At 43.0% G+C, this 26,080-nt stretch carries 19 protein-coding genes; 13 read left to right on the top strand and 6 right to left on the bottom strand.

Annotated features, from left to right (window positions below):
* Window positions 1-340: 340 nt before the first annotated feature.
* Window positions 341-790: a cyanase gene (gene cynS, locus FTT86_RS05110; RefSeq protein WP_004280338.1), complete on the bottom strand. Its 450-nt coding sequence runs from the start codon at window positions 788-790 to the stop codon at window positions 341-343.
* A 286-nt stretch (window positions 791-1,076) separates the two neighbouring features.
* Between cynS and FTT86_RS05105 the strand changes: the two genes are divergently transcribed.
* The 3 genes from FTT86_RS05105 to FTT86_RS05095 all read left to right on the top strand — a co-directional run bounded on the left by FTT86_RS05105 (window position 1,077) and on the right by FTT86_RS05095 (window position 4,135).
* Window positions 1,077-1,886, top strand: a complete 810-nt coding sequence (locus FTT86_RS05105) for a formate/nitrite transporter family protein (protein ID WP_004280337.1) — start codon at window positions 1,077-1,079, stop codon at window positions 1,884-1,886.
* 66 nt (window positions 1,887-1,952) lie between these two features.
* Window positions 1,953-3,683 (top strand): bifunctional protein-serine/threonine kinase/phosphatase, encoded by a 1,731-nt coding sequence (locus tag FTT86_RS05100; protein WP_180180732.1) that lies wholly within the window; start codon window positions 1,953-1,955, stop codon window positions 3,681-3,683.
* Window positions 3,684-3,937: 254 nt separating this feature from the next.
* A complete protein-coding gene (locus FTT86_RS05095; RefSeq protein WP_004646985.1) occupies window positions 3,938-4,135 on the top strand; it encodes a hypothetical protein in 198 nt (65 codons plus the stop codon).
* A gap of 160 nt (window positions 4,136-4,295) precedes the next feature.
* On the opposite strand, the gene FTT86_RS05090 is transcribed toward FTT86_RS05095, so the two are convergent.
* Entirely contained in the window at window positions 4,296-4,463 is a 168-nt protein-coding gene (locus FTT86_RS05090; RefSeq protein ID WP_005100295.1) for a hypothetical protein, read from the bottom strand.
* Window positions 4,464-4,793: 330 nt separating this feature from the next.
* Between FTT86_RS05090 and FTT86_RS05085 the strand changes: the two genes are divergently transcribed.
* Together FTT86_RS05085 and FTT86_RS05080 are read left to right on the top strand one after the other, a co-directional pair.
* The gene (locus FTT86_RS05085; protein WP_180180731.1) at window positions 4,794-5,711 is read left to right on the top strand and encodes a LysR family transcriptional regulator; all 918 of its coding nucleotides are present in this window, start codon (window positions 4,794-4,796) and stop codon (window positions 5,709-5,711) included.
* A 501-nt stretch (window positions 5,712-6,212) separates the two neighbouring features.
* Window positions 6,213-8,420 (top strand): TonB-dependent receptor domain-containing protein, encoded by a 2,208-nt coding sequence (locus FTT86_RS05080; protein ID WP_005096922.1) that lies wholly within the window; start codon window positions 6,213-6,215, stop codon window positions 8,418-8,420.
* A gap of 64 nt (window positions 8,421-8,484) precedes the next feature.
* Here FTT86_RS05080 and FTT86_RS05075 read toward each other — a convergent pair whose 3' ends face one another.
* Together FTT86_RS05075 and FTT86_RS05070 are read right to left on the bottom strand one after the other, a co-directional pair.
* A complete protein-coding gene (locus tag FTT86_RS05075; protein ID WP_004646981.1) occupies window positions 8,485-9,093 on the bottom strand; it encodes a MarC family protein in 609 nt (202 codons plus the stop codon).
* Between the two features lie 28 nt (window positions 9,094-9,121).
* On the bottom strand, window positions 9,122-11,158 hold the full coding sequence (locus FTT86_RS05070; protein ID WP_180180730.1) for a choline transporter: 2,037 nt from the start codon (window positions 11,156-11,158) through the stop codon (window positions 9,122-9,124).
* A gap of 269 nt (window positions 11,159-11,427) precedes the next feature.
* Here FTT86_RS05070 and betI point away from each other — a divergent pair, with 269 nt between their 5' ends.
* From betI to FTT86_RS05045, 5 genes are all read left to right on the top strand, one after another.
* Entirely contained in the window at window positions 11,428-12,006 is a 579-nt protein-coding gene (betI, locus tag FTT86_RS05065) for a transcriptional regulator BetI (RefSeq protein ID WP_005106923.1), read from the top strand.
* Between the two features lie 21 nt (window positions 12,007-12,027).
* Window positions 12,028-13,503, top strand: a complete 1,476-nt coding sequence (gene betB / locus FTT86_RS05060) for a betaine-aldehyde dehydrogenase (protein ID WP_180180729.1) — start codon at window positions 12,028-12,030, stop codon at window positions 13,501-13,503.
* A 10-nt stretch (window positions 13,504-13,513) separates the two neighbouring features.
* Entirely contained in the window at window positions 13,514-15,169 is a 1,656-nt protein-coding gene (gene betA / locus FTT86_RS05055; protein ID WP_180180728.1) for a choline dehydrogenase, read from the top strand.
* A 127-nt stretch (window positions 15,170-15,296) separates the two neighbouring features.
* On the top strand, window positions 15,297-16,067 hold the full coding sequence (locus FTT86_RS05050; RefSeq protein ID WP_180180727.1) for a hypothetical protein: 771 nt from the start codon (window positions 15,297-15,299) through the stop codon (window positions 16,065-16,067).
* A gap of 341 nt (window positions 16,068-16,408) precedes the next feature.
* The gene (locus tag FTT86_RS05045) at window positions 16,409-18,616 is read left to right on the top strand and encodes an OsmC domain/YcaO domain-containing protein (protein ID WP_180180726.1); all 2,208 of its coding nucleotides are present in this window, start codon (window positions 16,409-16,411) and stop codon (window positions 18,614-18,616) included.
* Window positions 18,617-18,866: 250 nt separating this feature from the next.
* Here FTT86_RS05045 and FTT86_RS05040 read toward each other — a convergent pair whose 3' ends face one another.
* Window positions 18,867-20,579 carry an electron transfer flavoprotein-ubiquinone oxidoreductase gene (locus tag FTT86_RS05040; RefSeq protein WP_180180725.1) on the bottom strand — a complete coding sequence of 571 codons (1,713 nt, stop codon included), beginning with the start codon at window positions 20,577-20,579 and terminating at the stop codon, window positions 18,867-18,869.
* Between the two features lie 223 nt (window positions 20,580-20,802).
* Window positions 20,803-21,639, bottom strand: coding sequence for an IclR family transcriptional regulator (locus FTT86_RS05035; protein WP_004280319.1), 837 nt, complete (start codon window positions 21,637-21,639; stop codon window positions 20,803-20,805).
* A gap of 503 nt (window positions 21,640-22,142) precedes the next feature.
* Here FTT86_RS05035 and FTT86_RS05030 point away from each other — a divergent pair.
* The 3 genes from FTT86_RS05030 to FTT86_RS05020 all read left to right on the top strand — a co-directional run bounded on the left by FTT86_RS05030 (window position 22,143) and on the right by FTT86_RS05020 (window position 26,063).
* Window positions 22,143-23,297, top strand: coding sequence for an acyl-CoA dehydrogenase family protein (locus FTT86_RS05030; protein WP_005096910.1), 1,155 nt, complete (start codon window positions 22,143-22,145; stop codon window positions 23,295-23,297).
* Between the two features lie 31 nt (window positions 23,298-23,328).
* On the top strand, window positions 23,329-24,528 hold the full coding sequence (locus FTT86_RS05025; RefSeq protein WP_180180724.1) for an acyl-CoA dehydrogenase: 1,200 nt from the start codon (window positions 23,329-23,331) through the stop codon (window positions 24,526-24,528).
* A gap of 254 nt (window positions 24,529-24,782) precedes the next feature.
* The gene (locus FTT86_RS05020) at window positions 24,783-26,063 is read left to right on the top strand and encodes an MFS transporter (protein WP_180180723.1); all 1,281 of its coding nucleotides are present in this window, start codon (window positions 24,783-24,785) and stop codon (window positions 26,061-26,063) included.
* Window positions 26,064-26,080: the final 17 nt, after the last annotated feature.

The following is a 26,080-nucleotide window of genomic DNA, read 5'->3' as shown; positions in this document are numbered from 1 at the left end:
TTTTTAATTACGATGAAACAGTGCTTATTAATCCAGAACGAGAAGAGATTTTAATATCTGTTTGATGATAAAGATAATGATAATTTTTTGATTTATGAAAAATGTCAATTCGATTGATTAAATGTTATTCAATATATTTTTATGAAATTTTTTATAGGGAAAAATAAAGAATAGGCTTGTTATAAAAATAATAAATTATAGATTAAAATATAATTTTTGATTTTAGATGAATTAAGATAATTGAATAAGCATAATTATTTTAATGCAAAGTGTAAATAAGCGATGGGGTTATAAAAATAAAAAGCCATCAATTCGATGGCTTTTTAGGGAAAAGAAAAAATTAATAAGTTTTATAAGGTAAGAATTTACCGGATAAGACCACATTGACCCGATCACCATTTGGATTATTCTCGCGTTGAATATCCATATTGAAATCAATTGCACTCATAATTCCATCACCAAATTCTTCATGGATCAGTTCTTTAATAGTCATACCATAGACGCTGACAACCTCATACCAGCGATAAATCAGCGGATCTGTCGGCACGCTAGTTGGCAGAGAACCTTTATAGGGTACGATTTGCAACCAGGCGATGGCTTCATCAGTCAATCCAAATATTTCACCAATTTTTTCTGCCTGTTCTTTATTAAAAGCCATCTGACCCAAACATGCGGCTGTCACCCATTCTTTAGAAAGGCCTATTGTTTCAGCGACATCTGCCCATTTGATAGACTTTAAAACTTTCGCTGAAATAATCATGTCTGTCACTTGTTGACGATGGCTAATCATAATCTTCTCCAATAGCTATATTTAAAAAATGACCGCTATAGATAATGCAGAGATTGTGCCAATATAATTATAAGGATGAAATTTTAAAATAATTTATAGGATTTTTATTAGCCATTTAAAATAAATGGCATGCTATTTGCTTTTATCTATATTAAATATGGCAACGGCGCCATGACACAATTGATCTGTTTGAATAATGCAAGGCAAAGACGCCTAGGGTTGAAATAGACCTTAGGCGTTTTTTATTTGCAAACAGGCAAGTAATTTATATAAAGGGGATAAAAATATGGCTTATCTTGCTCCTGCAGAGTTTGCAAAAAAAGTGGTCGATGCTGGTGAGGCAAAACTTCATATGGCCACGCGTGATGTTTTAATTCGTGCGTTTATGGCAGGCGCAATTCTGGCGCTGGCAGCAGTATTTGCCGTGACGATTGCGGTACAAACAGGGGTGCCACTGATCGGTGCGCTGCTATTTCCAGTCGGTTTCTGCATGTTGTATCTATTAGGCTATGACCTGCTGACCGGGGTATTTGTTTTGACTCCATTAGCCTGGTTAGACAAACGTCCTGGGGTGACGTGGGCCCGTATTTTAAAAAACTGGGGACTGGTTTTTTTAGGTAACTTTGCCGGATGTTTAACCGTGGCAGTGTTGATGGCCGCAGTCTATACCATGGGTTTCGCAGCTGAACCGAATGCGGTCGGGGTGAAAATTGCCCATATTGGTGAGGACCGGACTTTGGGCTATGCCGAATATGGTTTTGCTGGCTGGATGACGATTTTTATCCGCGGCATGCTGTGTAACTGGATGGTGTCACTCGGGGTAATTGGCGCCATGATGTCAACCACAGTCAGCGGAAAATTTATCGCGATGTGGATGCCAATCATGCTGTTTTTCGCCATGGGCTTTGAACATTCAGTGGTGAATATGTTCCTGTTCCCATTTGCCATGATGATGGGTGGTGATTTCTCGATTACAGACTATTTCTTGTGGAATGAATTACCGGTGGCACTGGGTAATTTAGTGGGTGGTCTGGCACTGACAGGTCTGGCGCTCTATACCACGCATGTACGTACTGGCGATAAAAAAGAATTCTAATCTGAGCATGATGATTTATGTCTTGAGATTAAAGGGATCAATTCGATCCCTTTTTGAGTATTTAAAATGAATAAAAAATTAAAGATCAGCATCGGGCAATATTCTTCCGCTGGAATCAAAGCACAGAATCAGGATTTCCATGGGGTCTATATTCCTGAAGGCCACGCGCTTAGCAGTAAGGGCATTGCCTGTGCAATTGCAGACGGGATCAGTAGCAGCAATGTCAGCCATATTGCAGCAGAAACTGCAGTCAGCAGTTTTTTATCGGATTATTATTCGACTTCGGATGCATGGAGTACTCAAACTTCAGCGGCACGGGTTATTCGTGCGACTAATTCCTGGCTCTATGCACAAACCCAGCAAAGCCGCGGGCGTTTTGATAAAGACCAAGGTTATGTCTGCACCTTTAGTGCACTGATTTTAAAACAAAATAGGGCACATATCTTTCATGCTGGCGACAGTCGGATTTATCGAATTCAGGCACAAGCCATTGAACAGTTGACGGCTGATCACCGCGTTTGCCTGTCATCAACAGAACATTATTTAAGTCGTGCACTGGGTGCCGACCATCGTATCGATGTCGATTATCAGCAGCTTGAATTATGTGAAGATGATTTCTTTATCTTGATGACAGATGGTGTCTATGAGTTTATTGATATGCAGCTCATATCAGATCTGCTTCAACAGCAACAACATCTGGATATCATTGCCAAGTCTATAGTCGAGCTAGCCTTTAAACGGGGCAGTGATGACAATCTCACCATTCAAATCATTAAAGTGGATCAACTACCAGAGGAAAAATACTTCCAGATTAAAAGTCATGTTTTATTTCCACAACAGCTAAGTCATGGTGATCTGTTTGAAGGTTATCGGATTGATAAAATCCTGCACCAAAATCATCGCAGCAGCCTCTATTTGGCGCATGATGAAGCGACACAAAATCAGTTGGTCATTAAAACCTTGTCTGTCGATGTGCAGGATGATCCCAAAGCCGTAGAACAATTTCAGTTAGAAGAATGGGTATCGAAACGCTTAAAACATGAAAATCTAATGCAAGGCTATCCACATAAGGGCAGCAAGAAATTTTTATTTCAAAGTTATGAATACTTGCAAGGGGAAAGCCTAAGTCGCTGGCTGCATCGTCAAAAAACTGCTTTAACTTTACAGCAGTTGCTTCCCACCATTGAACAGGTGGCCAAGGCACTGAATGCCATGCACCGTCTTGAAATGCTGCACCAGGATGTACGGCCAGAAAATGTCATGCTGCTTGAACCTGCTGATGCTTTAAAAGTGAAACTGATTGATTATGGATCGACAGCGGTCAGAGGTCTGGTTGAACTGAATCCCAAACATGCAGACGTTCCTTTGGGAACTCTGGCCTTTATGGCACCTGAGTATTTTATTGGACACTCGCCCTCAGTAAAATCAGATCAGTTCTCGCTGGCGGTGATGAGTTATTATTCATTGACCCGACAATTACCTTATGGGACAGACCTCGCGCACTGCAAGACCGAAAAGGCCTTAAAGCAGGTTCGATATCATCCTCTCTATGAGTATCGACCGGATCTGCCACATGGCCTGGATGCAATCTTTAAAAAAGCGCTTTCCATTCGTCCAGAGCAGCGCTATGAAGCACTTTCGGCCTTTATATATGATCTGAAATATCCAGATCTTAAATTTAAAAAATCAGTTTCACGTCCTATGCTTGAAAAGCATCCAGTCACTTTCTGGAAATGCTGCACAGCGATTCTTTTTTTGTTATTGCTCTGGGTGTTTGCACTATATTTTAGCCAATGAAAATAATCCAAATAAGCTGTTGAACGATTTTTTTTGACTGAAGTAAAAAATCAGATGTGATTTGAGCTGAGATGTAGTCAAAATATCTATTTATTCTTATTGCAGATTTTTCTATTTTTACGATGATTGACTCTGTGTTTTCGAAGATTATCCCTATAAAATAGAAAGTGCAGTTAAAATCTAAGTAAGCATAAAAACATTGGAATAATAATTGCTTATTTTTAATACCATTAGAATAAAAAGGCAGATGAGACATGAAAATTCAATTTTTTAAGCTGATTTTAATCTTGAGCAGCAGTATGGTGATGAGCCAAACCAGTCTCGCCGGAGATGGTGGCTTGCGTTTTGCTGAGAAAAATCAGGAAATAGCGGCACAAATTCAGGCCAAGAAAAAAACGGCAGAAATACAAGCGCAGTCCCTACAAGCAAAAGCCTCTACAGAAACGAAATAGTAAAATAGCACTCATCCAAGAAGGTGAGCTGTTCAGATTAGATCAGATGTATAAGATGTTGTGATGCGAAAACTAGTCCCTAACTTTTTAATACTGAAAAAAAACTCCCCATCCATTTTTAAGAACGGGGAGTTTTTGTATTTTTGAATCCTTGAAAAATTTATTGATTCTGTTCTTCGTCCTGTCTTTCCTGACGCAGTTGATCACGTTGTCGCTGTGGATCATGAAGACCTAATTGACCTCGCTGGATCTCGCGATCCTGTTTTTCTTGCGGATCAAGTTGCTCTTCAGTGAGTTCATCATCATTTCGGTCGGTTGGATTGGACATAGTCTTTCATCCTCTAAAATATTTTCTACTTTTTATTGTATGAATTGAGCAAAATTATTCTGTGACTTTTATACCGAAGTTAGTTTTCTATCTTGTTGCTGCTGTAAATTTAAGCGCTATTTTATAGACAAATTTAATAAAATTAATTTAATCAATAAAATTAAATTAATAAAAATTAAGGGAATAGCAATTCAAACCTACAAACCCAATAGGTGAATATATCTCATTATTATGATTTAAAAATGAGAAAAACTAAATAAAATAAGAGAAATGAGTTATGCTTAAGACAGATCAAGTGTCATCCGTCTTTTGAAATTTCTGGTATTTTCCATGATAGAACTTCGCCATTTAAGAACTTTAACTGCTCTGCGGGAACATGGTTCTCTGGTTGCAGCAGCAAGTGATTTATGTTTAACCCCATCGGCCTTGTCACATCAGCTACGTGAACTCGACCAATGGTTTGGCGTCGAAGTGGTCAATCGGCGTAGTCGTCCCGTCAGTTTTTCAAATGTTGGGGAGCGGTTGCTAAAACTGGCAGATGAAATATTACCGCAAGTTCAAATTGCACAGAGTGATATCAGCCGAATTGTGCATGGTCAGACCGGACGAATTGTTTTTTCCTCTGAATGTCATAGCTGTTTTGACTGGTTGATGCCGCTACTTAATCAATACCGGATGCAATATCCGGATGTAGACTTAGACTTTGCTTCAGGTTTTGAATCGAATCCGCATGAATTATTACAAACCGGAGAGTTTGATCTGCTGATTACGGCTGATCCGATTGCGCTCAAAGGCATTGAATATTTTCCGATTTTCGAATACGAATCACGCTTGGTTTTATCCAATACCCATCCGCTGGTACGTGCGAAAGAGATTACTGTTCAGGAACTTGCTGAAGAAACGCTGGTGACTTATCCGGTGGATAAACACCGTTTGGACATCATGTCGCGTTTGTTTATTCCCGCTAATATTCTACCAAAAGCCATTCGTACCACCGACTTGACCCAAATGCTGATTCAGCTGGTGGCAAGTGGTCGCGGGATTGGTGCATTACCTGATTGGGTGGTAAATGAATATGAGCGGAAAGGCTGGGTCACTTCACGCCGCCTCGACTGTGTGGCGCCTGAAGGCTTACGTCGAACTTTATACGCCGGCTATCGCACAGAAGAAAAACAGAAAGATTATTTTGAAGGCTTCTTGAAACAGCTGGATCGGTTTTCCAAGAAAAGACAGGTCTATTACAGCTAATTTGCGAATAGTTAAATATATTTAGTCCGTTATTTTTAAAAATCCTGCATCGTCAGGATTTTTAAAAATTGATTGTTTTTCTCTCAAGGATTTCAATTTTTCTATAAGGTGATGAGGTTAATCTTGTCTACTTTAAATCAGAAAATATACAACTTCGGCCAACTTTCGAAATTAAAGAACTGGTTTGGTCGATTATAAATTTTTCTACTTATCACATTTTGCCAGGTGGAAATACATCTGTGCAGAATTAAATTACATATTATTAAATATCAGTTACTTAAAAATTAAGTTCTTGGAACTTGTGAGGATGTGGTTTTGATCTTGCAAGTTGATTTTTAATAAAAAGATTAAATAAAATGAAAAAACATACGCTGATCAGTCAATTTTTTGGCAGAAAATAACTCCTGAAAATAACAATGTTGATCTATGCTACAGCATAATTTTTAAACTGATTTCCTCTCATAAAACGGAATCACTTATACAGGACTGTATAAAATCGCCATGCACATGACAAAAATTCCTCTCAAGAAAAGCCCGCTGAGCCTCATGATTCTGTCGATTGTCTCAGGTCATCTTTATGCTGAAACTGCCGTAGAACCGGACAATGTTCAACAGCTGAATACTATTGTGATCAGCGCTGAGCAAAATGCCAATCCGCAGCAGCAATATCAGAAAGAGCTGGCTCAGGTTTCAGGAGGAACGAATTTCATTGGTGAGCAGCAATTAGAACAGCAGCGACTTGCAACCACAGCCGATGTGTTCCGTTTACAGCCAGGAATTTATGCCCAGTCTGCAGGGAATGAAGGTGCAAAAATATCGATCCGTGGCTCAGGAATCAACCGGACTTCAGGTGCACACGCATCCGGTACGCACGTCCTGATTGATGATATTCCATTTACCGGACCGGGTGGTACAGCGTATGAACTGCTAGAACCCTGGTGGATTGATCATGTCGGCGTCTATCGCGGAGCCAATGGCTTTAAACAGGGTGGACTGGCCTTAGGTGGAACAATCAACTATAAATCCAAGACTGGCGCTGATCAGGATGGCTCTGAACTCAAATATGAAATGGGCAGTCATGGTTATCAGAAATATCAGTTTAGTACCGGCCGAAAGCTGGATCAGATGGATTATTATTTGGCGCTGACGGGTACCCAGTTCGATGGGATTCAGGATCATGCTGAAGGCGATGGCAAAGGTCTGGCTTTTAATTTGGGCTATCAAATTAGTCCGGATATCGAAACCCGTTTTTATGCCCGTTACCGTGAGAGCAAGCATTTAACTCCAGGTCGTATTACGCAAGAACAGCTCAAAAATGATCCTGAAGCAGCGAATAGCTTTAATTTAGCGGTAGATGCCAAACGGATTCAGCCAGGCAGTACCTGGTTGGCCAATACTACGACCTGGAATTTACAGGATGATGCTAAACTGACCGGCAGTCTGGCTTATCATCATTATCCGCTGGATTTACGTGAAAGCAGTTATCGTACTAATGTCGATTATGAAGATATTACAGCGCGCTTCCAGTATGAAAGGCCTTATCAGTTTCTAGGTCTGGAGCATCAGGGGCGTATTGCCTTGCGTAGCACCACTCATCGCCCGGACAGTGGGGTTACTGAAACTTTAAGATTTAATACAGAAATTGGTAATCAAACGTATCCGGTAGACACAGTTACCCGCCGCTATACCTATCGTGGTTCAGACAACGTGCTGCAATTTGATCAGGAAACTACATTAAATGATCAGTTCAAATTAGATCTGGGATTGGCAGCTGTGTATACCCATCGGGAAAGTGAAGTTACTTATGCAAATATTCTTCCCGACCCAGATTCAGGTCCTGAGGTAGATCCTAAAGTCAGTCGTTATGAATGGAATTTTGCACCACGACTTGGGTTGACCTATCAGCCGAATGACTCTGTGCAATGGTTTGCCAATTTAAGCCGCAGTATTGAGCCGGCACATCCTTGGGCGATGGCATGGTCTTCACCTTATTATTATCCTAAAGACAATGGAGCTGCATCAAATCGAGTGCGTGCGCCAATCTATTTGGACACGCAAACCGCCAATAGCTTTGAACTGGGCGGACGTGGACAATCGGGCTTTGGAGACTGGGCACTGAGCTACTATTATTCTAAAGTAAAAAATGAACTGTTAACCTCTGAAATGATTAAGGATTATGGAGATACTGTTGATCCCAATACACCAAAGGAAAGAATCGGTGTAGAAGAAAATGCGACGCCAACGATTCATCAAGGGGTGGAGCTAAGCCTGGATACGCCATTGCATGAATCCCGATATGGCGAGCTGCGTCTGCAACAGGCTTATACGCTTAGCGATTTCCAGTATAAAAATGATCCATTGTTTGGCAAGAACCAGTTGCCAGGAATCCCTAAACATCTGTATCAGGCTCAACTGAGTTATGCTTTGAATAATGGCCTCTATATTGGTCTGAATACTGAATATGCATCCAAAATGGCGCATGATTATGCCAATAGCCGTTTCAGTGACGACTATCAGATTTGGGGCATTGACTTAGGTTATGCACCAGAACATCAATCATGGAAAATCTGGATCAACTTTAAAAATATCACCGATGAGAAATATGCTGCGGTCGTGATTCCAGGCCTTAACGACGGTGGGAAAGATGAAGCTCGTTCTTCGCCGGGTGAAGGTTTTTCTACTTATGCCGGTGTGTCATTTAAATTTTAATTTTTAAAATCAAAAAAAAGAGCGGTAAAAACCGCTCTTTTTATTTACCCATTAAAATGATTGATCAGGTTTCTAAAATTCCGGTAACGCCTGTCACAATCATATCAATGGCAATCGTACCAATCAGAAGCGCTGCAACACGACCGACAATATCGACATACAGGTCAATGTAGTTGGAATATTTATGCTGTAAATGATCATGCAGGTATTTCATCAGAATTAGCAAGCTACAGGTCAGAAACAGGGTAAAGAAGATCACCAGAATGGTTTGCATTAAACTGAGCTGAATCCCGGTAATCACGGAAGCCGAAATGGTGCCGGGACCGATCATAAACGGCATGGCAATCGTACCCGCCAGATGACTGGGCGCTCCACGCATCACACCAATCGTATCAGCACCTTCAAAGACATAACGATAGCCAATCACCAGAAAAATAATACCGCCAAAAATCTGGAAGGACTCAAACCGTACATGCAAGACTTCATTAAAGAAGGCTTCACCGGTTTTTGCAAAAATGATGAACACAATAAAGCTGATCAGACTGCCCTGAATCAATGCCATGTTGAATACTTTTGCGTCGGAATTACGGATAATTCCGAGCATATAAATACTCATCAGAAAAGGGTTGAGCAGTGAGAAAAACAGGGCAAATGCATTCAAACTTTCTGACATCATTCAGTCCTTCCGTAGTTGAGATATCCTAGATTTCACGGTCCGGGAACAGCGGACGTTTACCTGGGCTGATCCGGTTAATATGCAGATACATCATATGGCGTTCATATTTATCCAGGATGTCATTGATCACCTGTTCCTTGCTATAACCGACCAGATCGTTGCCCTGAGAGCCTTCAAACAGATAACTTTCCAGACGATAGTAATAACGTTTGGTTCGTTTACCACGTGAACTGAAATTTGGCGTGTCATAGCGTACCGGCCATATTTCATAGACAAAGTTTTCTTCTTCATCGAGCTGAATGGTCAGATCCAGGTGGTACAGTTCAGGTTCTTCCTCAAGCGATTTTTCCTGAATATTTACTTGAATGCCTTTGTCAATTAACTCGGTTGCAACGGCCTCAATGGCTGGTTTGCAAACATTATCCAGCATGGTCCGGGTCTGGGGCAGGCTTGGATGCAGCATGACCCGGCTCAGACGCTTCTTCCAGTTCAGGATATCCACATTACCGACCACAGGCGCAGCATTCAGACTGGTACTGGCCTGCCGAAAATCCTCCAGACGCAAGGACTTATACAGTCCGGCCATCACAAAGAAAATCACGAAACTAAAAGGCAGGCCCATAATAATCGTGGTGTTCTGTAATGCTGTTACGCCATTCGCCATGAGCATTGCCAAAGTCAGCAAACCGATGGCAATGGCCCAGAACACACTCAGCCAGCGCGGTGAATCATGCTCAATATTAGTGAATTTGGTCGTGAAATTTCCCAATACCAATGCCCCCGAGTCCGCTGAGGTCACATAGAACAGTAAGCCGGTAATGGTGGCGACACCTGCAGTAAACATAAAGCCTGGATACTGCGCCAGCAGATCATAAAAACCATGTGCCGGATTTTCTAAAACTGTCGTAGCAAGTTGAGTATTACCATCAAAAATCACGCTGTATAAAGCACTGTTACCGAAAATAGACAACCAGGTCAGGGTAAATAACAGAGGAATAACCAAAGTCCCGGTGACAAATTCGCGAATGGTACGACCACGGGAAATACGGGCCAGGAACAGACCAACAAAAGGTGACCAGGCGATCCACCATGCCCAGAAGAACAGGGTCCAGCTATTCATCCACTCTTTCGGTTGTTCAAAAGGAAAACTGGTTAAAGAAAGCTTCGGGAACTGGCTGATATAGTCACCAAAATTCTGAATCAAGGCGGCTAATAAAAACTCGGTATTGCCTACAAACAGAATGAATAGCAGCAGCCCAATTGAAACATAGATATTAATTTCAGACAGGATTCGGATGCCTTTATTGACACCGGCAGTGACTGAAATAATAGTAATAATCACGGCAACGGCGATGAGTGCAGTTTGAATCCAGATATTTTCTGGTAAATCAAACAATACATGCAGGCCGTAATTTAATTGCACAACGCCAATCCCGCAGGTCGTAGCAATACCGAAAATTGTGCCAAGTACTGCAGCCGTATCCACCGTATGGCCGATCGGGCCATTAATTCTTTTTCCAAAAATAGGATAGAGTGCTGATCGGATGGTGAGCGGTAAATTGTAGCGGTAACTGAAATAACCTAGGGCGACCCCAATCAGCGCGTACATACTCCAGCCGGTTAAACCGTAGTGAAACAGGGTCCACACCATGGACTGGCGCGCAGCTTCAAAGGTTTCACCTTCGCCTACAGGCGGATTCATATAATGGGAAAGTGGTTCCGCCACCGAGAAAAACATCAGGTCAATCCCGATTCCGGCAGAAAATAGCATCGCCGACCAACTCAGTAGGCTAAATTCTGGCTTGGAATGTTTGGGGCCTAATTTAATCTCGCCATAACGTGAGCAGGCGATAAAGACGATAAAAACCAGATACAGCGTGGCCGCCAGCAGGTAATACCAGCTAAAGGTACGACTAACCCAGTTTAAGATATTGATAATGACTTGATTGGCTTGTTCATTAAATAAAATGGTGATGATAGAAAACAGCAGAATAAGTGTCGCCGAAAAATAAAAAACTACTTTATTCAGACCATCTCGCATCTCTTCATTTTTCTTTTGCATAAATCCATGACCATCGTTTTGTTGCCGGATGATCTACAGGGCAGTGTGATTTAAAAGCAAAAGCCTGCGGTAAAGCTTCCTTGTTTTCGTGAATTACAAACTTTTGCAAATCCAAAACAAACTGCGCTGTACATCAAGGGTGAGCTGGCACTATAATTTTTATTAATTGAACGTTCAATTAAAAAAGCGTTTATGAATTGTTACCTCATTCTGCTAATTTTTTAGCAGAGTGGCTTTCTATTGTTATATCCGTTATTCAGGTTAGTCCTATGCCAAAAGTTGGTATGCAACCGATCCGTCGTCAGCAACTGATCGATGCCACCTTAGCTGCAGTGAATGAGCTAGGTTTTGCAGAAGCGTCAATTAGTCAGATTGCTCAGAGGGCAGGTGTTTCAACTGGTATCATAAGTCATTATTTTCAAGGTAAAAATGGGCTGATTGAAGCCACAATGCGTTACTTATTGCAGCAATTGGGTAAATCTGTTGCACAGATAAAGATACAGGTTGATGACTTACCGGAGCAGCGCCTGCTGGCGATCGTACGCGGTAATTTTGCTGCTCCACAAACGGACAAAGCAGCCATGAAAGTCTGGTTGGCGTTCTGGGCTAGCAGTTTGCACCAACCTGAATTACACCGTTTACAGCAAATCAATCATTACCGTTTACATTCCAATCTCAAATATGAATTCATGAAAAAGTTGAGTAAAGACCAGGCAGAGAAATCCGCTCAAGGTCTGGCAGCATTGATTGACGGATTCTGGCTAAGAGGTGCTTTGGTAAATGGCGAAATTGACCCGGAACTGCCGATTGAACTGTGTAGTGAATATATCCGGCAACAACTCAAATAACCCACCTGCGAGGAAATTCCATTGACAACATTCAAACTGCAACGTCCTTATATTCATGGACAATATGTCGATGCAACGTCCAATAGCACGTTTCAAACGATTAATCCTGCAACAGGCGAAGTTCTGGCAGACGTGCAAGTGTGTACGCGAAAAGATATCGATCGCGCTGTTGAATCGGCACAGAAAGGACAAAAAGTCTGGGCAGAAATGACGGCGATTCAACGTTCGCGTATTTTGAACAAGGCTGTTGCCATCCTCCGTGAACGTAATGATGAGCTGGCGCGTTTAGAAAGTCTCGACAGTGGTAAAGCTTTCAGTGAAACATCCACCGTCGATATTGCGACAGGTGCAGATGTACTCGAATACTATGCAGGTATTTTGCCAGCATTAGAAGGCCAGCAAATCCCGCTCAGAAGCAGTTCGTTTGTTTATACCCGCCGTGAACCTTTGGGTGTGGTTGCCGGGATTGGTGCGTGGAATTACCCGATTCAAATCGCCTTATGGAAATCTGCACCTGCACTGGCAGCAGGCAATGCCATGATTTTCAAAGCCAGTGAAGTTACGCCTTTAACTGCGCTGAAACTGGCAGAAATTTATACTGAAGCCGGTGTACCGCATGGTGTCTTTAATGTGGTTACCGGCAGTGGTGAAATTGGTGGTTATCTGACTTCGCATCCCGATATTGCCAAAGTGTCGTTCACTGGTGGCGTTTCTACCGGTAAAAAAGTTATGGCGCAAGCTGCCAATTCTAGTTTGAAAGAAGTCACTATGGAGCTGGGCGGTAAGTCTCCGCTGATTATCTGTGAAGATGCCGATCTGGATCTAGCGGCTGATATTGCCATGATGGCCAACTTCTATAGCTCTGGTCAGGTGTGTACTAATGGTACTCGTGTTTTTGTACCTTTGGCATTGAAAGCAGCATTTGAAGAAAAGATTTTGCAGCGGGTTGAACATATCCGTATGGGTGACCCTTTAGACTCTGAAACCAATTTCGGTCCAGTTTCCAGCTTTGAGCATATGGAAAAAGTGCTGGGCTATATCGAAAAAGGCAAGATAGAAGGAGCACGCCTATTATGTGGTGGCGGTCGTGCTGAGGATGGGCAGTTTGCCCAAGGGGCTTATGTGCTACCAACGGTATTTACCGACTGCCGCGATGACATGACCATTGTACGTGAAGAAATCTTCGGTCCAGTCATGAGCATCCTGAGTTATGACACCGAGCAAGAAGCCATTCGTCGTGCCAATGATACCGATTATGGTCTGGCCGCAGGTGTCGTCACACCAGACTTAGCCCGTGCACACCGAATTATTCATCAGGTCGAAGCAGGTATCTGCTGGATCAATACCTGGGGTGAATCACCTGCAGAAATGCCGGTTGGTGGTTATAAACATTCAGGTGTTGGCCGTGAAAATGGGCTTGTGACCTTACAGCATTACACCCAGACCAAATCGGTTCAGGTCGAACTCAGTCCTTTCCAGTCTGTATTCAGCGCATAAGGGGGATTTGATGAATTACGACTATATTATTATCGGTGCAGGTTCTGCGGGTAATGTTCTGGCAGCGCGTTTAACTGAAGATCCAGATACTAAAGTGCTATTACTTGAGGCAGGTGGGCCGGATTACCGTCTAGACTTCAGAACACAAATGCCGGCTGCATTGGCTTATCCATTACAGGGACGACGCTATAACTGGGCCTATCTGACCGACCCCGAACCACATATGAATAACCGTCGTATGGAATGCGGGCGTGGTAAAGGCTTGGGTGGTTCTTCGTTAATTAACGGCATGTGCTACATTCGCGGTAATGCCATGGATCTGGAACAGTGGGCCAGCCTGAAGGGGCTTGAACACTGGAGCTATGCCGAATGTCTGCCATATTATAAAAAAGCTGAAACGCGCGATATTGGCGGCAATGATTATCATGGTGATTCTGGACCGGTTTCGGTCGCAACACCTAAAAATGGCAATAATGAACTGTTCCATGCCATGGTCGAGGCAGGTGTACAGGCCGGTTATCCACGTACTGATGACCTGAATGGCTATCAGCAGGAAGGTTTTGGGCCGATGGACCGTACTGTAACGCCGCAAGGCCGTCGTTCCAGTACAGCACGTGGTTATCTCGATATAGCCAAAGGCCGGGATAATCTCACCATTATTACCCATGCCATGACCAACCGAATTCTGTTTAATCGCAATCAGGCGATTGGTGTGGAATATTTTGAAGGACAAAATACCTTACAGCCGATTCAGGTCTTTGTGGATCGTGAAGTTTTATTATGTGGTGGTGCGATTGCCTCACCGCAAATCCTGCAACGCTCCGGTGTAGGTCCAGCCGAACTGTTAAAAAGTCTGGATATTCCTGTGGTTCAGGATTTGCCAGGCGTTGGTGAAAATCTGCAGGACCATCTGGAAATGTACCTGCAATATAAGTGCAAAAGACCGGTTAGCTTATATCCGGCACTCAAGTGGTATAACCAGCCGATGATTGGCGCTGAATGGTTATTTTTAGGTAAAGGTATTGGAGCCAGCAACCAGTTTGAAGCCGGTGGTTTTATCCGCTCTTCCGACGAATTTGAATGGCCCAATATCCAGTATCATTTCCTGCCTGTAGCGATTAATTATAATGGCACCAATGCCATTCATGAACATGGCTTCCAGGCTCATGTGGGCTCTATGCGTTCGCCGTCACGTGGCCGTGTTCGTCTGAAATCCAAAGACCCGTTTGAGCATCCAAGTATTCTGTTTAATTATATGAGTACCGAGCAGGACTGGCGTGAATTCCGCGATGCCATCCGCATTACCCGGGAAATTATGCATCAGCCGGCATTGGATCCCTATCGTGGTGAAGAAATCAGTCCGGGAAAACATCTACAAACAGATGCTGAAATTGATGAATTTGTTCGTAATCATGCAGAAACCGCGTATCATCCATCATGTAGCTGTAAAATGGGTGAGGATGACATGGCGGTTGTCGATGGTTATGGACGCGTACATGAAATGCAGGGGTTGCGTGTGATTGACGCCTCGATTATGCCTTTGATCATTACCGGTAACCTCAATGCAACTACGATTATGATCGCTGAAAAACTGGCAGACCATATTCGTGGCAAACCTGCTCTTGCGCCTTCATCTGCACCTTTTTACAAGGCGCCTCGCGTTTAAATTATGGTTTTATTCCTGCCGCCTAGCAAAGCAGGAGTAAAGCGAATTTCAATTTTGTCCCAAAGCGGAGATAAAACCTCGACTGCTTTCGGTTTTATCTCCGCTTTACTTAATACATTTATACTTTATGAAAATATTCAATCAAACAGTGCTGTTTGGCTGTGCTGCTGTTTCAAGTTTTTACTGTTATGCTGATGATGCGGAAGTAAAAAAAATAGAAGCAAGCGGAAACTTGAGTGTGGTCTCCAAGTACGTCTCCCGTGGTTTGACCAATGCACCTGAAAATGACGACGTTGCTGTACAGGCTGCATTGAATCTGGCTTATGGCAATTTTTATGTTGGATATTGGGGATCTACGCTTGGATACTCTTATGCAGAAGTGCAGGGGCGTCCGGGACATCGTTCAGACAAATTCGAGCATGATTTTCTGCTGGGTTATACTCATAGCAGCGAAAATTATGACTGGGATTTATGGAATGCGACCTATTATTATCCGGGCGGTGAGAACACCACTGGAAATGAGTTGGGCTTAAATGTAAGTCGTGCGTTGAATGATCAAACCAGTATCGGTGCCAGCGTATCGACCTATCTGTATGATGTGGCTTATGCCAATCAGGGCGATACTTTTTATACGCTTAACCTGAACCATCAGTTGAATGATCGTCTCAATGCCAGCATTACAGCAGCAGGAAGCTATTTTAACGATGAAGGCAAATATGAGGGCGGTGAACTGGGCGATACCGAAAAGCAGTTTGCCTTTCGTTATGCTTCTGCCGGACTCAGTTATGCGCTTTTACCGCAGTTGAGTGTGTCAGGTGAATATATCTTTGGCGGTTATGACCGCTATGATGACAAGCAGCGTAATCTTGCAGTATTTGCACTGAGTTATGATTTTTAAAATTATGAAATCATTCAGACTAGGCGGGTGAAAATCTGCCTTATCTGCAACTTTGATTAATAGTATAAGCCATGACTTGAAGTTGATTCATGCTCCGGCAGCTCAGGAAAGACTGAGGACCTGGTTTAATCTGCCAGAATTTCAGACAAATATTATCAATTTCATAAAATAATTCTATAATAGCGCCCATTCTCGGCAGCGTTATCCAGACACTTCGTCAAATGGCATAACCTGACCATTTTCTATTTTTCATTCAAGTTCTCCTCCGTGAACCGGCTTGTATATTCAGATTCAGCATCTTATCTGTCCGTGACGGCACATAAGAATATTTAGGTATCCACATGGAAATTAAGGTCAATTATCTCGATAATCTTCGCCAGGAAGCCAAGTTCGATGACTTCACGGTGATTGCCGATCAGCCGATCCGCTATAAAGGCGATGGTTCGGCACCCGGCCCATTCGATTATTTTCTGGCGTCGTCGGCACTTTGTGCAGCTTATTTTGTCAAAGTCTATTGCGCGGCACGTGACATTCCGACTGATAATATCCGCCTTTCGCAAAACAATATTGTTGATCCTGAAAACCGCTATAAACAGATTTTTAAAATTCAGGTGGAACTGCCGGCTGATATTTCTGAAAAAGATCGCCAAGGAATTTTACGTTCGATAGACCGTTGTACCGTCAAGAAAGTCATTCAAACCGGTCCTGAATTTGTCATTGAAGAAGTGGAAAGTATTGATGCGGATGCTCAAGCCTTGTTAATGCCAAGTCTGGCTTCTGAAAACAGTACGTTTATTCCAGGTAAAGACCTTCCGCTGGAAGAAACCATTGCCAATATGTCTGCAATTCTGGCAGGCCTTGGCATGAAGATTGAAATTGCGTCTTGGCGTAATATCGTGCCGAATGTGTGGTCGTTACATATCCGTGATGCGCAGTCGCCAATGTGTTTTACCAATGGTAAGGGCTCAACCAAAGAAAGTGCGCTGGCATCTGCTTTGGGTGAATTTATTGAGCGTCTGAACTGTAACTTCTTCTATAATGACCAGTTCTGGGGTGAAGATATTGCCAATGCAGAATTTGTGCATTATCCAGATGAAAAATGGTTCCAGCCAGGTCCAAATGGCGAACTACCTGCAGAAGTTTTAGATGAACATACCCGTGAAATTTATGATCCTGAAGATGAATTATTGGGTATCCATCTTTACGACACCAACTCTGGTAATAAAGCACGTGGCATCTGTTCATTGCCATTTGTACGTCAGTCTGATGGTGAAACCGTTTATTTCCCATCAAATCTGATCGAAAACCTTTACTTAAGTAACGGGATGAGCGCCGGGAATACCTTGGCTGAAGCGCAAGTACAATGTCTGTCTGAAATTTTTGAGCGTGCGGTAAAACGTGAAATTCTGGAAGGTGAACTGGCACTACCGGATGTGCCTGAACATGTTCTGGCAAAATATCCAAAAATTGTTGAAGGCATTAAAGGTCTGGAAGAACAGGGCTTCCCGGTTCTGGTCAAAGATGCTTCACTAGGCGGTCAGTTCCCGGTCATGTGCGTTACCTTGATGAACCCGCGTACCGGCGGTGTATTTGCCTCATTCGGTGCCCATCCTAACTTTGAAGTAGCATTAGAACGCAGTCTGACTGAACTTTTACAAGGCCGTAGTTTTGAAGGTCTGAATGATCTGCCAAAACCAACCTTTAGCAGTAATGCCGTGACTGAACCAAATAACTTCGTCGAGCATTTCATCGACTCGAGCGGTGTAGTGTCTTGGCGTTTCTTCAGCGCGAAATCAGATTATGATTTTGTCGAGTGGGATTTCACTAATAACGGTCAAAACTCGAATGCGGATGAAGCTCAGGAATTATTCACAATTCTGGAAGACATGGGCCATGAAGTTTATATGGCGGTGTATCAGCATCTAGGTGCAACAGCTTGCCGTATTCTGGTACCGGGCTATTCGGAAATTTATCTGGTAGAAGATCTGGTTTGGGACAATACCAACAAGGCTTTGTTATATCGTGAAGATATCCTGAATCTGCACCGTCTGGATGATGAACAATTGGAAGCACTGGTTGAGCGTCTGGAAGAGGCAGATGAGGATGACTATACCGAAATCAAAACCTTGATCGGTATCGAGTTCGATGAAAATACTGAATGGGGCCAACTGACGATTCTGGAACTGAAACTGCTGATTTATGTGGCTTTGCAGCAATTTGAAGAAGCCAAAGATCTGGTTGAGCAGTTCCTGCAGTTCAATACCAATACCGTTGAACGTGGCCTGTTCTACCAGTGCATGAATGTCGTTCTGGAAGTCATTCTGGATAATGAAATGGAACTGGAAGATTATGAACACAACTTCCGTCGTATGTTTGGTGATGCCCGTATGGATGCCGTTCTCGGTTCAATCGAAGGCACAGTTCGTTTCTATGGTTTGACCGAAACCAACATGCAGCTTGAAGGGCTGGACCGTCATCTACGTTTAATTGACAGCTATAAAAAACTGCATGCAGCACGCGCCAAGTTTGTAGCAAATCAAAAATCTTAATGAATGACTAAAATTTTTCGTCATTGGTTTTAAATTTTAAAGATGGCTTAGCTCATTTTGGTTAAGCCATTTTTATATCCAGTACGCTATAAAATCTTTTCTATTATTTCTATTCTAACTTATTAATTCCAGCTCCCGAGGGAGCTGGGATTACCTAAAAAATTAAAGTGAAGTGTTAATACTAACTGCTTCAAGAGTGGGTATATGAATGTGAGAAATAGATGTATTTTTCTCATTCACAGGAATTACCTTACATATTCGGGTAATTCGGACCACCACCACCTTCCGGTGTCACCCAGGTGATGTTCTGGGACGGATCCTTGATGTCACAGGTCTTGCAGTGTACACAGTTGGCTGCATTGATCTGGAAACGCTTGGAACCGTCATTATTTTCCATAATTTCATAGACTCCCGCTGGGCAGTAACGCTGTGCAGGCTCGTCCCATGTCGGCAGGTTGACTTCCACCGGAATAGAGGCATCGGTGAGTTTTAAATGCGCTGGCTGGTTTTCTTCATGGACCGTATTCGAGACAAACACTGAAGACAGACGGTCAAAGGTCAGCTTGCCATCCGGTTTTGGATAGTTTGGCTTGAAGCTTTCAGCTGCCTGGGTTTTTAGCGCCGCATGGTCTTGAACCAGATCGTGCAGGGTAAATGGCACTTTAAATACGTTCTGGTCGATAAAGTTAAAGGCACCCCCGATCCATTGACCGAACTTGTGCATTGCCGGACCAAAGTTACGCGAGTTATAGAGTTCTTCTTTTAGCCAGCTGTTGTTAAACTTGTCGGTATATGCGGTGAGTTCTTTCACAAAGAAATCTTCACCCTCTACAACACGTGCCACCGCCAGATCACCGCCTTTTTCTACACCGGCAGCAATCGCTTCAAACACCGCTTCACCGCAGAGCATGCCGGATTTCATCGCCGTATGTGAGCCTTTGATCTTGGCAAAGTTCAGGAAGCCTGCATCATCACCAATTAAAGAGCCACCCGGGAAGGTGAATTTTGGTAGTGAGTTAAAACCACCTTTGGTCACAGCACGGGCACCATAAGAAATACGCTTACCGCCTTCCAGATACTGCTTGATCAGCGGATGGGTTTTCCAGCGCTGCATTTCCATGAATGGATACATATGCGGGTTGGTGTAAGACAGATCCACGATCATGCCCAAGGTCACCTGGTTGTTATCGGCATGGTACAACCACCAGCCACCTGAAGAACCGGTTTCAGAAAGTGGCCAACCGGCACCATGCATCACCAGACCCGGTTTGTGCTTGGCAGGATCGATTTCCCACAACTCCTTAATGCCGATACCGTAGTGTTGCGGATCAGCGTCCTTGTCCAGGTTGAACTTCTGGATTAAACGCTTACCTAAGTGACCGCGGCAACCTTCAGCAAATAACGTGTATTTGGCATGCAGTTCATAACCCGGGGTAAAGTTATGCGTCGGTTCGCCATCTTTACCAATGCCCATGTCACCGGTCTGGATGCCTTTGACTGTGCCATCGGCATGATACAGAATTTCCGAGGCTGCAAAGCCTGGGAAGATCGACACTTCCAGTTCTTCGGCTTTCTGGCCTAACCAGCGCACCACGTTGCCGAGCGAGATGACATAGTTGCCATCGTTATGCATGGTTTTAGGTACCATCCAGTGTGGTGCTTCCTGTGATTTTTCATCTGACAGCAGGAAGAAGGTTTTATCTTCAGTCACTGGGACATTTAGCGGGGCACCCTGTTCTTTCCAGTCCGGGAACAGCTCGTTCATGGCACGCGGTTCAAGTACCGCACCAGACAGAATATGTGCACCGACTTCGGAGCCTTTTTCTACGACACAAACGGACAAATCGTTTAAGTTGTTTTCAATTGCAAGTTGACGGATTTTGATCGCAGCAGAAAGACCCGCAGGGCCTGCGCCTATGATGACGACGTCAAACTCCATCGATTCTCTTGTTATATCTTCCATAATATAAAATCCAATTTCGCTATACGATATTTATAGCATTATCTAAATCGGTTATGAAGCTTATTTTTGATCTTTTTATTTGGAATAGGAATTTATCTTTTTTAAATCTTATCTATTTCGCAGCATTAAAAAGGTTTGCTGAGAATTCTGGATAAAGGAAGAAGATGTGTAGATTGGGTATTCAATAAAAGAGCGACTTAATGTCGCTCTGATAATTAATTTTTTATATGTTATTGAGATTCATTGCAATATTATTCACCATGTGAATCAGACGCGGTCCAATTTCATTTTCCAGTTTTTCCTGATTTAACAGATAACTTGGGGCACCACAGTTAAACGTTAATATCCCATGTTTGGGGTGAACCAACGGAACTGCCACGGAATTCACATCCTTAGCCCAGTCACCTAAAGACAGACAGTAGCCATAATCCTGATAATCACGGATTGCACGTTCCAGATTACGCTTGATGGTTGGCCACTGATCTTCGTTTCTTTTCTTGATGGCATCAAATAAATATTCGCGTTCCTTCACATCCATCGCTGCCAGACAGGCCCGTCCCATGGCACTGCTATGAATCGGTAAAGTCGAACCGACAGGGCGGCGCATGGTTAGCGTCGATTCTGTATGTACCACTTCCAGATAAATCATGCTCAAACGGTCACGGGTAGCCATTGCCACAGGGGCTTGGGAATAACGGGACATTTCTTCCATAAACGGATAAGCCTGAGTCCGCGCAGAAATATTACTCAAAGCTGCATAACCCAAAGCCAATACGCCAACATCCAACAGATATTTCGTGGTATTCGGTAGTTGTTTTAAATAACCTAAAGAAACCAGGGTGCTGGTAATACGGGCCACAGTTGGCTTGGGTAAGTTGGTTAATTGTGCAATTTCCTGATTGCCAAGCAATTGATTGGTCGCTGAAAAGCAACGCAAAATTTCTAATCCACGCGCAATAGATGCAATAAATTGAGGATTATTTTCTCTATGAATATGTGAAATCGGATCTAAACGGATTTCATCAAAGTTGGGAATTTCACCAGTTTTATTTTTTGTCATGGTCAGGGCAATTAAAGTTAAATTAATGAATATGATAGCAACATAATTTCACGATACAAAATAAAACACTTTTACAAAAGATAAAATATAAGAAAAAGTGCCGAAATTATTTGTAGTCGGAAAGAATTCTGTTACCCAAGTTTAAAGACAACATAAAATCATCTAGTTTTTTAGGTTTAATACGTAGCCAACACATTTAAAAAGTTTCGATTTCTCCGAAAGAGTCAGTGACCGATAAGTATTACAGCAAGAAAAAAGTTTTAATTATCTATTCAAAAAAACTGATAAATAGAATAATCACTCATCAAAATATTTCGTATCGTGAAATTAAATATTAAACACAAATCAACTGGAATACCAGAAAAATTTCATTTTTTAGTTAAAATATAAAATTTTTAATAATTTCACTTGCTCAAAATGATTTTATATGATTATTTATTTCGTAATACGAAACAAAAATAAGGGTAAAGGAATTTACCTAAATTATATCCATGGAGATTCATATGATTCGTGATCCGGAAATGCTAGACCAACTTCTGTCAACGATTCGCGATTTTGTAAAAAATGAACTGGTGCCTCTTGAGCATGAAGTAGAAGAGAACAACGCCATTCCTGAACATATTGTGGAACAGATGAAAGAGCTGGGCTTGTTTGGCCTGACGATTCCAGAAGAATATGGTGGTTTAGGCATTACCATGGAAGAAGAAATTCTGGTGGCGATGGAATTAGGTCATACATCGGCTGCCTTTCGCTCTTTAATTGGTACTAACAACGGCATTGGCTCAAGTGGCATTGTAATTGATGGTACAGAAGAGCAAAAACAGAAATATTTACCGCGTTATGCAACGGGCGAAATTATTGGTTCATTCTGTTTGACCGAACCGGATTCAGGCTCAGACGCTGCTGCTTTAAAAACCAGTGCAGTCAAAGACGGCGATTATTATATTTTAAACGGAACTAAACGCTTCATCACCAATGCGCCACGCGCCACGACATTTACCGTGATGGCACGTACCAATCAAGAGATTAAAGGTGCGAGCGGTATTTCAGCATTTCTAGTTGAAGCAGGTACACCTGGTTTAAGCCTAGGTAAAATTGACAAGAAAATGGGCCAACATGGTTCCTATACCTGTGATGTAATTTTTGATAACTGTAAAGTGCATAAAGATCAGCTGATTGGCGGTGTAGAAGGGATTGGCTTCAAAACAGCAATGCGCGTTCTAGATAAGGGCCGTCTGCACATTGCCGGTTATAGCGTCGGCATGGCAGAGCGTATGCTGGAAGATGCACTTAACTATGCAGTGGAACGCAAACAGTTTGGCCAGCCCATTGCGAATTTCCAGCTAATCCAAGGTATGTTGGCAGACTCCAAAGCCGAGATTTATGCAGCCAAATGTATGGTGCTGGATGCTGCGCGTCTACGTGATGCTGGCCAAAATGTTACGACTGAAGCCTCTTGTGCCAAAATGTTTGCAACTGAAATGTGTGGTCGAGTTGCTGATCGCTGTTTGCAGATTCATGGTGGAGCGGGTTATATCAGTGAATATTCAATTGAACGTTTCTACCGTGATGTGCGTCTGTTCCGTTTATATGAAGGAACCACACAAATCCAGCAAATTATTATTGCGCGTGAAATGATTAAACAAGCAACCGCCTAATCTCATAATTTTAAAATAAGGAAATATTAAAATGACGACAAAAATTAGATTTGATTGGCAAGACCCGTTTTTAATAGAACAGCAACTGACGTCAGAAGAGCGCATGATTCGCGATGCAGCGGCAGCGTACTGTCAAGACAAACTGATGCCGCGTGTACTGGAACAGTTCCGCCATGAAAAAACCGATCCGGCTATTTTCCGTGAGATGGGTGAACTTGGTCTGCTAGGCCCAACTATTCCTGAACAGTACGGTGGTGCAGGTTTAAATTATGTCAGTTATGGTCTGATTGCCCGTGAAGTTGAACGTGTCGATTCAGGTTATCGCTCAATGGCCAGCGTACAAAGCTCTCTGGTGATGGTGCCAATTAATGAATTTGGTTCTGAAGAGCAAAAGCAGAAGTATTTACCAAAATTAGCAACCGGTGAGTATATTGGTTGCTTCGGCCTGACCGAGCCGGATCATGGTTCGGATCCGGGCAGCATGATTACCCGTGCCAAAAAAGTCGAGGGTGGTTACCGTTTAACTGGCGCAAAAATGTGGATTACCAACAGCCCGATTGCTGATGTATTTGTAGTTTGGGCTAAAGAAGTTTCTGCCGAAGGTAATGTCGGTGACATTCGTGGCTTTATTCTAGAAAAAGGCTGGGAAGGGCTTTCTGCTCCAACGATTCACGGCAAGGTGGGTCTACGTGCCTCAATCACCGGTGAAATTGTAATGGATAACGTCTTTGTTCCAGAAGAAAATGCATTTCCGGAAGTTCGCGGTTTAAAAGGGCCTTTTACCTGCTTGAATAGTGCACGTTACGGGATTGCCTGGGGTGCCATGGGAGCTGCAGAGTTCTGCTGGCATACCGCACATCAATACACCATGGACCGTAAACAGTTTGGTCGACCACTCGCTGCGAATCAGCTGATCCAGAAGAAACTGGCAGATATGCAAACTGAAATTGCACTCGGTTTGCAGGTGGCTTTACGTTTTGGCCGCATGAAGGATGAAGGCATTGCTTCAGTTGAAGGTACATCACTGATCAAGCGCAACAACTGCGGCAAGGCACTGGATATTGCCCGTTTGGCCCGTGACATGATGGGTGGAAATGGCATTAGCGATGAATTCGGTGTAGCCCGTCATCTGGTTAATCTGGAAGTGGTAAATACCTATGAAGGTACCCATGATGTACATGCCCTGATTTTAGGTCGTGCACAAACCGGAATTGCAGCCTTTTGCAACTAAACCTGACATCAACTTCTAGCCAGCATTGCTGGCTAGATTGTTTTACGGGTTTAAGAATTGTGCTTAATCACATCATTCAATGTATTACTACGTGATTTCTGCAGAGAAAATTTATCAAGAACTTTGAAAATCATTTTATACCACCTTGCTAAAGCGTGGTAATGATCAGCGAATATTCTATATTTCACCTAAATAATTAAGTGAAATATGCGTTTTAAAAAGGCACAGGAGTGCCGAAAAGTAGAAAGAGCATTATGGATACGATCAGTTCACAACAACACCCAGTGGAAGGTGGAAACGAACCCAAGCAAAGAGTCTGGATTCTGGCCTTTATTTTCTCATTTTTAGCATTACTGGTTGATGGTGCTGATATTGCGTTATTAGCCTACAGTCTGACCAGTCTGAAACAAGAGTTTTCATTAAGTAATATGCAGGCCGGTGCCTTAGGGAGCTGGACGCTTGCAGGCATGGCTATCGGCGGTTTTTTTGGTGGCTGGGCTTGTGACCGTTTTGGCCGGGTTCGTGTGATCGTCATTGCCATTGCATTATTTTCTTCATTAACCTTCTGGTTAGGATTCGTAGAAAGTTATGATCAGTTCAAATGGCTGCGCTTTACGTCTGCGATTGGACTAGGTGCTCTATATATTGCCTGTAACACACTCATGGCAGAGTATGTACCCACCAAATATCGCTCTACAGTATTGGCAACGCTCATGACTGGCTGGACTTTAGGCTCGGTGGTCGCAACTGTTCTGGCTGGATGGCTATTGCCTGAATTTGGCTGGCGATACCTCTATTATATTGCCATTATTCCAATTGTACTGGCCTTCGCGATGTACTTCTTGGTGCCTGAACCGAAAGCTTGGTTAGAAGCACGTCAGGCCCGCCTGGATGCAAAAGCCAGTGGTATTGTTCAGGAAAAACCAAAAAATACTTTTAAAATGATTTTTGAAGATGCACTCAGCCGTCGCATGTTTATCCTCTGGTCCTTCAGTACCGCATTTTTACAGTTTGGCTATTATGGAGTCAGCAACTGGCTACCGGCGTATTTAGAGACTGATCTGGGAATCAAGTTTAAAGAAATGACCATGTATATGATCGGGACTTTCCTGATCATGATGTGTACCAAAGTTATTGCTGGTTTTATCGCTGACCGGATTGGCCGTCGTGCGGTATTTGCTTTCGGCACTATGGGTACTGCAATTTTTATCCCTGTGATTGTCTTTGGTAATACGCCGGATAATATCCTCTGGCTGATGTTATTTTTCGGTTTTCTCTATGGTATTCCATACGGTATTAATGCGACTTACATGACAGAAAGCTTCTCCACCAAAGTGCGTGGAACAGCAGTGGGTGGGGCATATAACGTAGGCCGACTGGGTGCGGTGTTTGCACCTCTTACCATTGGCTATTTTGCTCAAGGAGGCTCAATTGGTACCGGCTTACTGATTATGGGCATTGCCTATTTTCTTTGCGGCCTGATACCCGCTTTCTTTATTAAAGACCGCTTATTTGATCCACAAAAGGCAGATTAATCTGCACTCGTAATATA

The sequence above is a fragment of the Acinetobacter sp. YH01021 genome, from assembly GCF_013420255.1.
Taxonomy (GTDB): Bacteria; Pseudomonadota; Gammaproteobacteria; order Pseudomonadales; family Moraxellaceae; genus Acinetobacter.
The sequence above is the reverse complement of the archived record's forward strand: the minus strand, read 5'-3'. Positions and strand labels throughout refer to the sequence as shown.

Excerpts from the sequence above, each read along its gene's own strand:
- cynS (WP_004280338.1), bottom strand. The coding sequence starts at position 790 with ATGATTAGCCATCGTCAACAAGTGACAGACATGATTATTTCAGCGAAA.
- FTT86_RS05105 (WP_004280337.1), top strand. The coding sequence starts at position 1,077 with ATGGCTTATCTTGCTCCTGCAGAGTTTGCAAAAAAAGTGGTCGATGCT.
- FTT86_RS05100 (WP_180180732.1), top strand. The coding sequence starts at position 1,953 with ATGAATAAAAAATTAAAGATCAGCATCGGGCAATATTCTTCCGCTGGA.
- FTT86_RS05095 (WP_004646985.1), top strand. The coding sequence starts at position 3,938 with ATGAAAATTCAATTTTTTAAGCTGATTTTAATCTTGAGCAGCAGTATG.
- FTT86_RS05090 (WP_005100295.1), bottom strand. The coding sequence starts at position 4,463 with ATGTCCAATCCAACCGACCGAAATGATGATGAACTCACTGAAGAGCAA.
- FTT86_RS05085 (WP_180180731.1), top strand. The coding sequence starts at position 4,794 with ATGATAGAACTTCGCCATTTAAGAACTTTAACTGCTCTGCGGGAACAT.
- FTT86_RS05080 (WP_005096922.1), top strand. The coding sequence starts at position 6,213 with ATGCACATGACAAAAATTCCTCTCAAGAAAAGCCCGCTGAGCCTCATG.
- FTT86_RS05075 (WP_004646981.1), bottom strand. The coding sequence starts at position 9,093 with ATGTCAGAAAGTTTGAATGCATTTGCCCTGTTTTTCTCACTGCTCAAC.
- FTT86_RS05070 (WP_180180730.1), bottom strand. The coding sequence starts at position 11,158 with ATGCAAAAGAAAAATGAAGAGATGCGAGATGGTCTGAATAAAGTAGTT.
- betI (WP_005106923.1), top strand. The coding sequence starts at position 11,428 with ATGCCAAAAGTTGGTATGCAACCGATCCGTCGTCAGCAACTGATCGAT.
- betA (WP_180180728.1), top strand. The coding sequence starts at position 13,514 with ATGAATTACGACTATATTATTATCGGTGCAGGTTCTGCGGGTAATGTT.
- FTT86_RS05050 (WP_180180727.1), top strand. The coding sequence starts at position 15,297 with ATGAAAATATTCAATCAAACAGTGCTGTTTGGCTGTGCTGCTGTTTCA.
- FTT86_RS05045 (WP_180180726.1), top strand. The coding sequence starts at position 16,409 with ATGGAAATTAAGGTCAATTATCTCGATAATCTTCGCCAGGAAGCCAAG.
- FTT86_RS05040 (WP_180180725.1), bottom strand. The coding sequence starts at position 20,579 with ATGGAAGATATAACAAGAGAATCGATGGAGTTTGACGTCGTCATCATA.
- FTT86_RS05035 (WP_004280319.1), bottom strand. The coding sequence starts at position 21,639 with ATGACAAAAAATAAAACTGGTGAAATTCCCAACTTTGATGAAATCCGT.
- FTT86_RS05030 (WP_005096910.1), top strand. The coding sequence starts at position 22,143 with ATGATTCGTGATCCGGAAATGCTAGACCAACTTCTGTCAACGATTCGC.
- FTT86_RS05025 (WP_180180724.1), top strand. The coding sequence starts at position 23,329 with ATGACGACAAAAATTAGATTTGATTGGCAAGACCCGTTTTTAATAGAA.
- FTT86_RS05020 (WP_180180723.1), top strand. The coding sequence starts at position 24,783 with ATGGATACGATCAGTTCACAACAACACCCAGTGGAAGGTGGAAACGAA.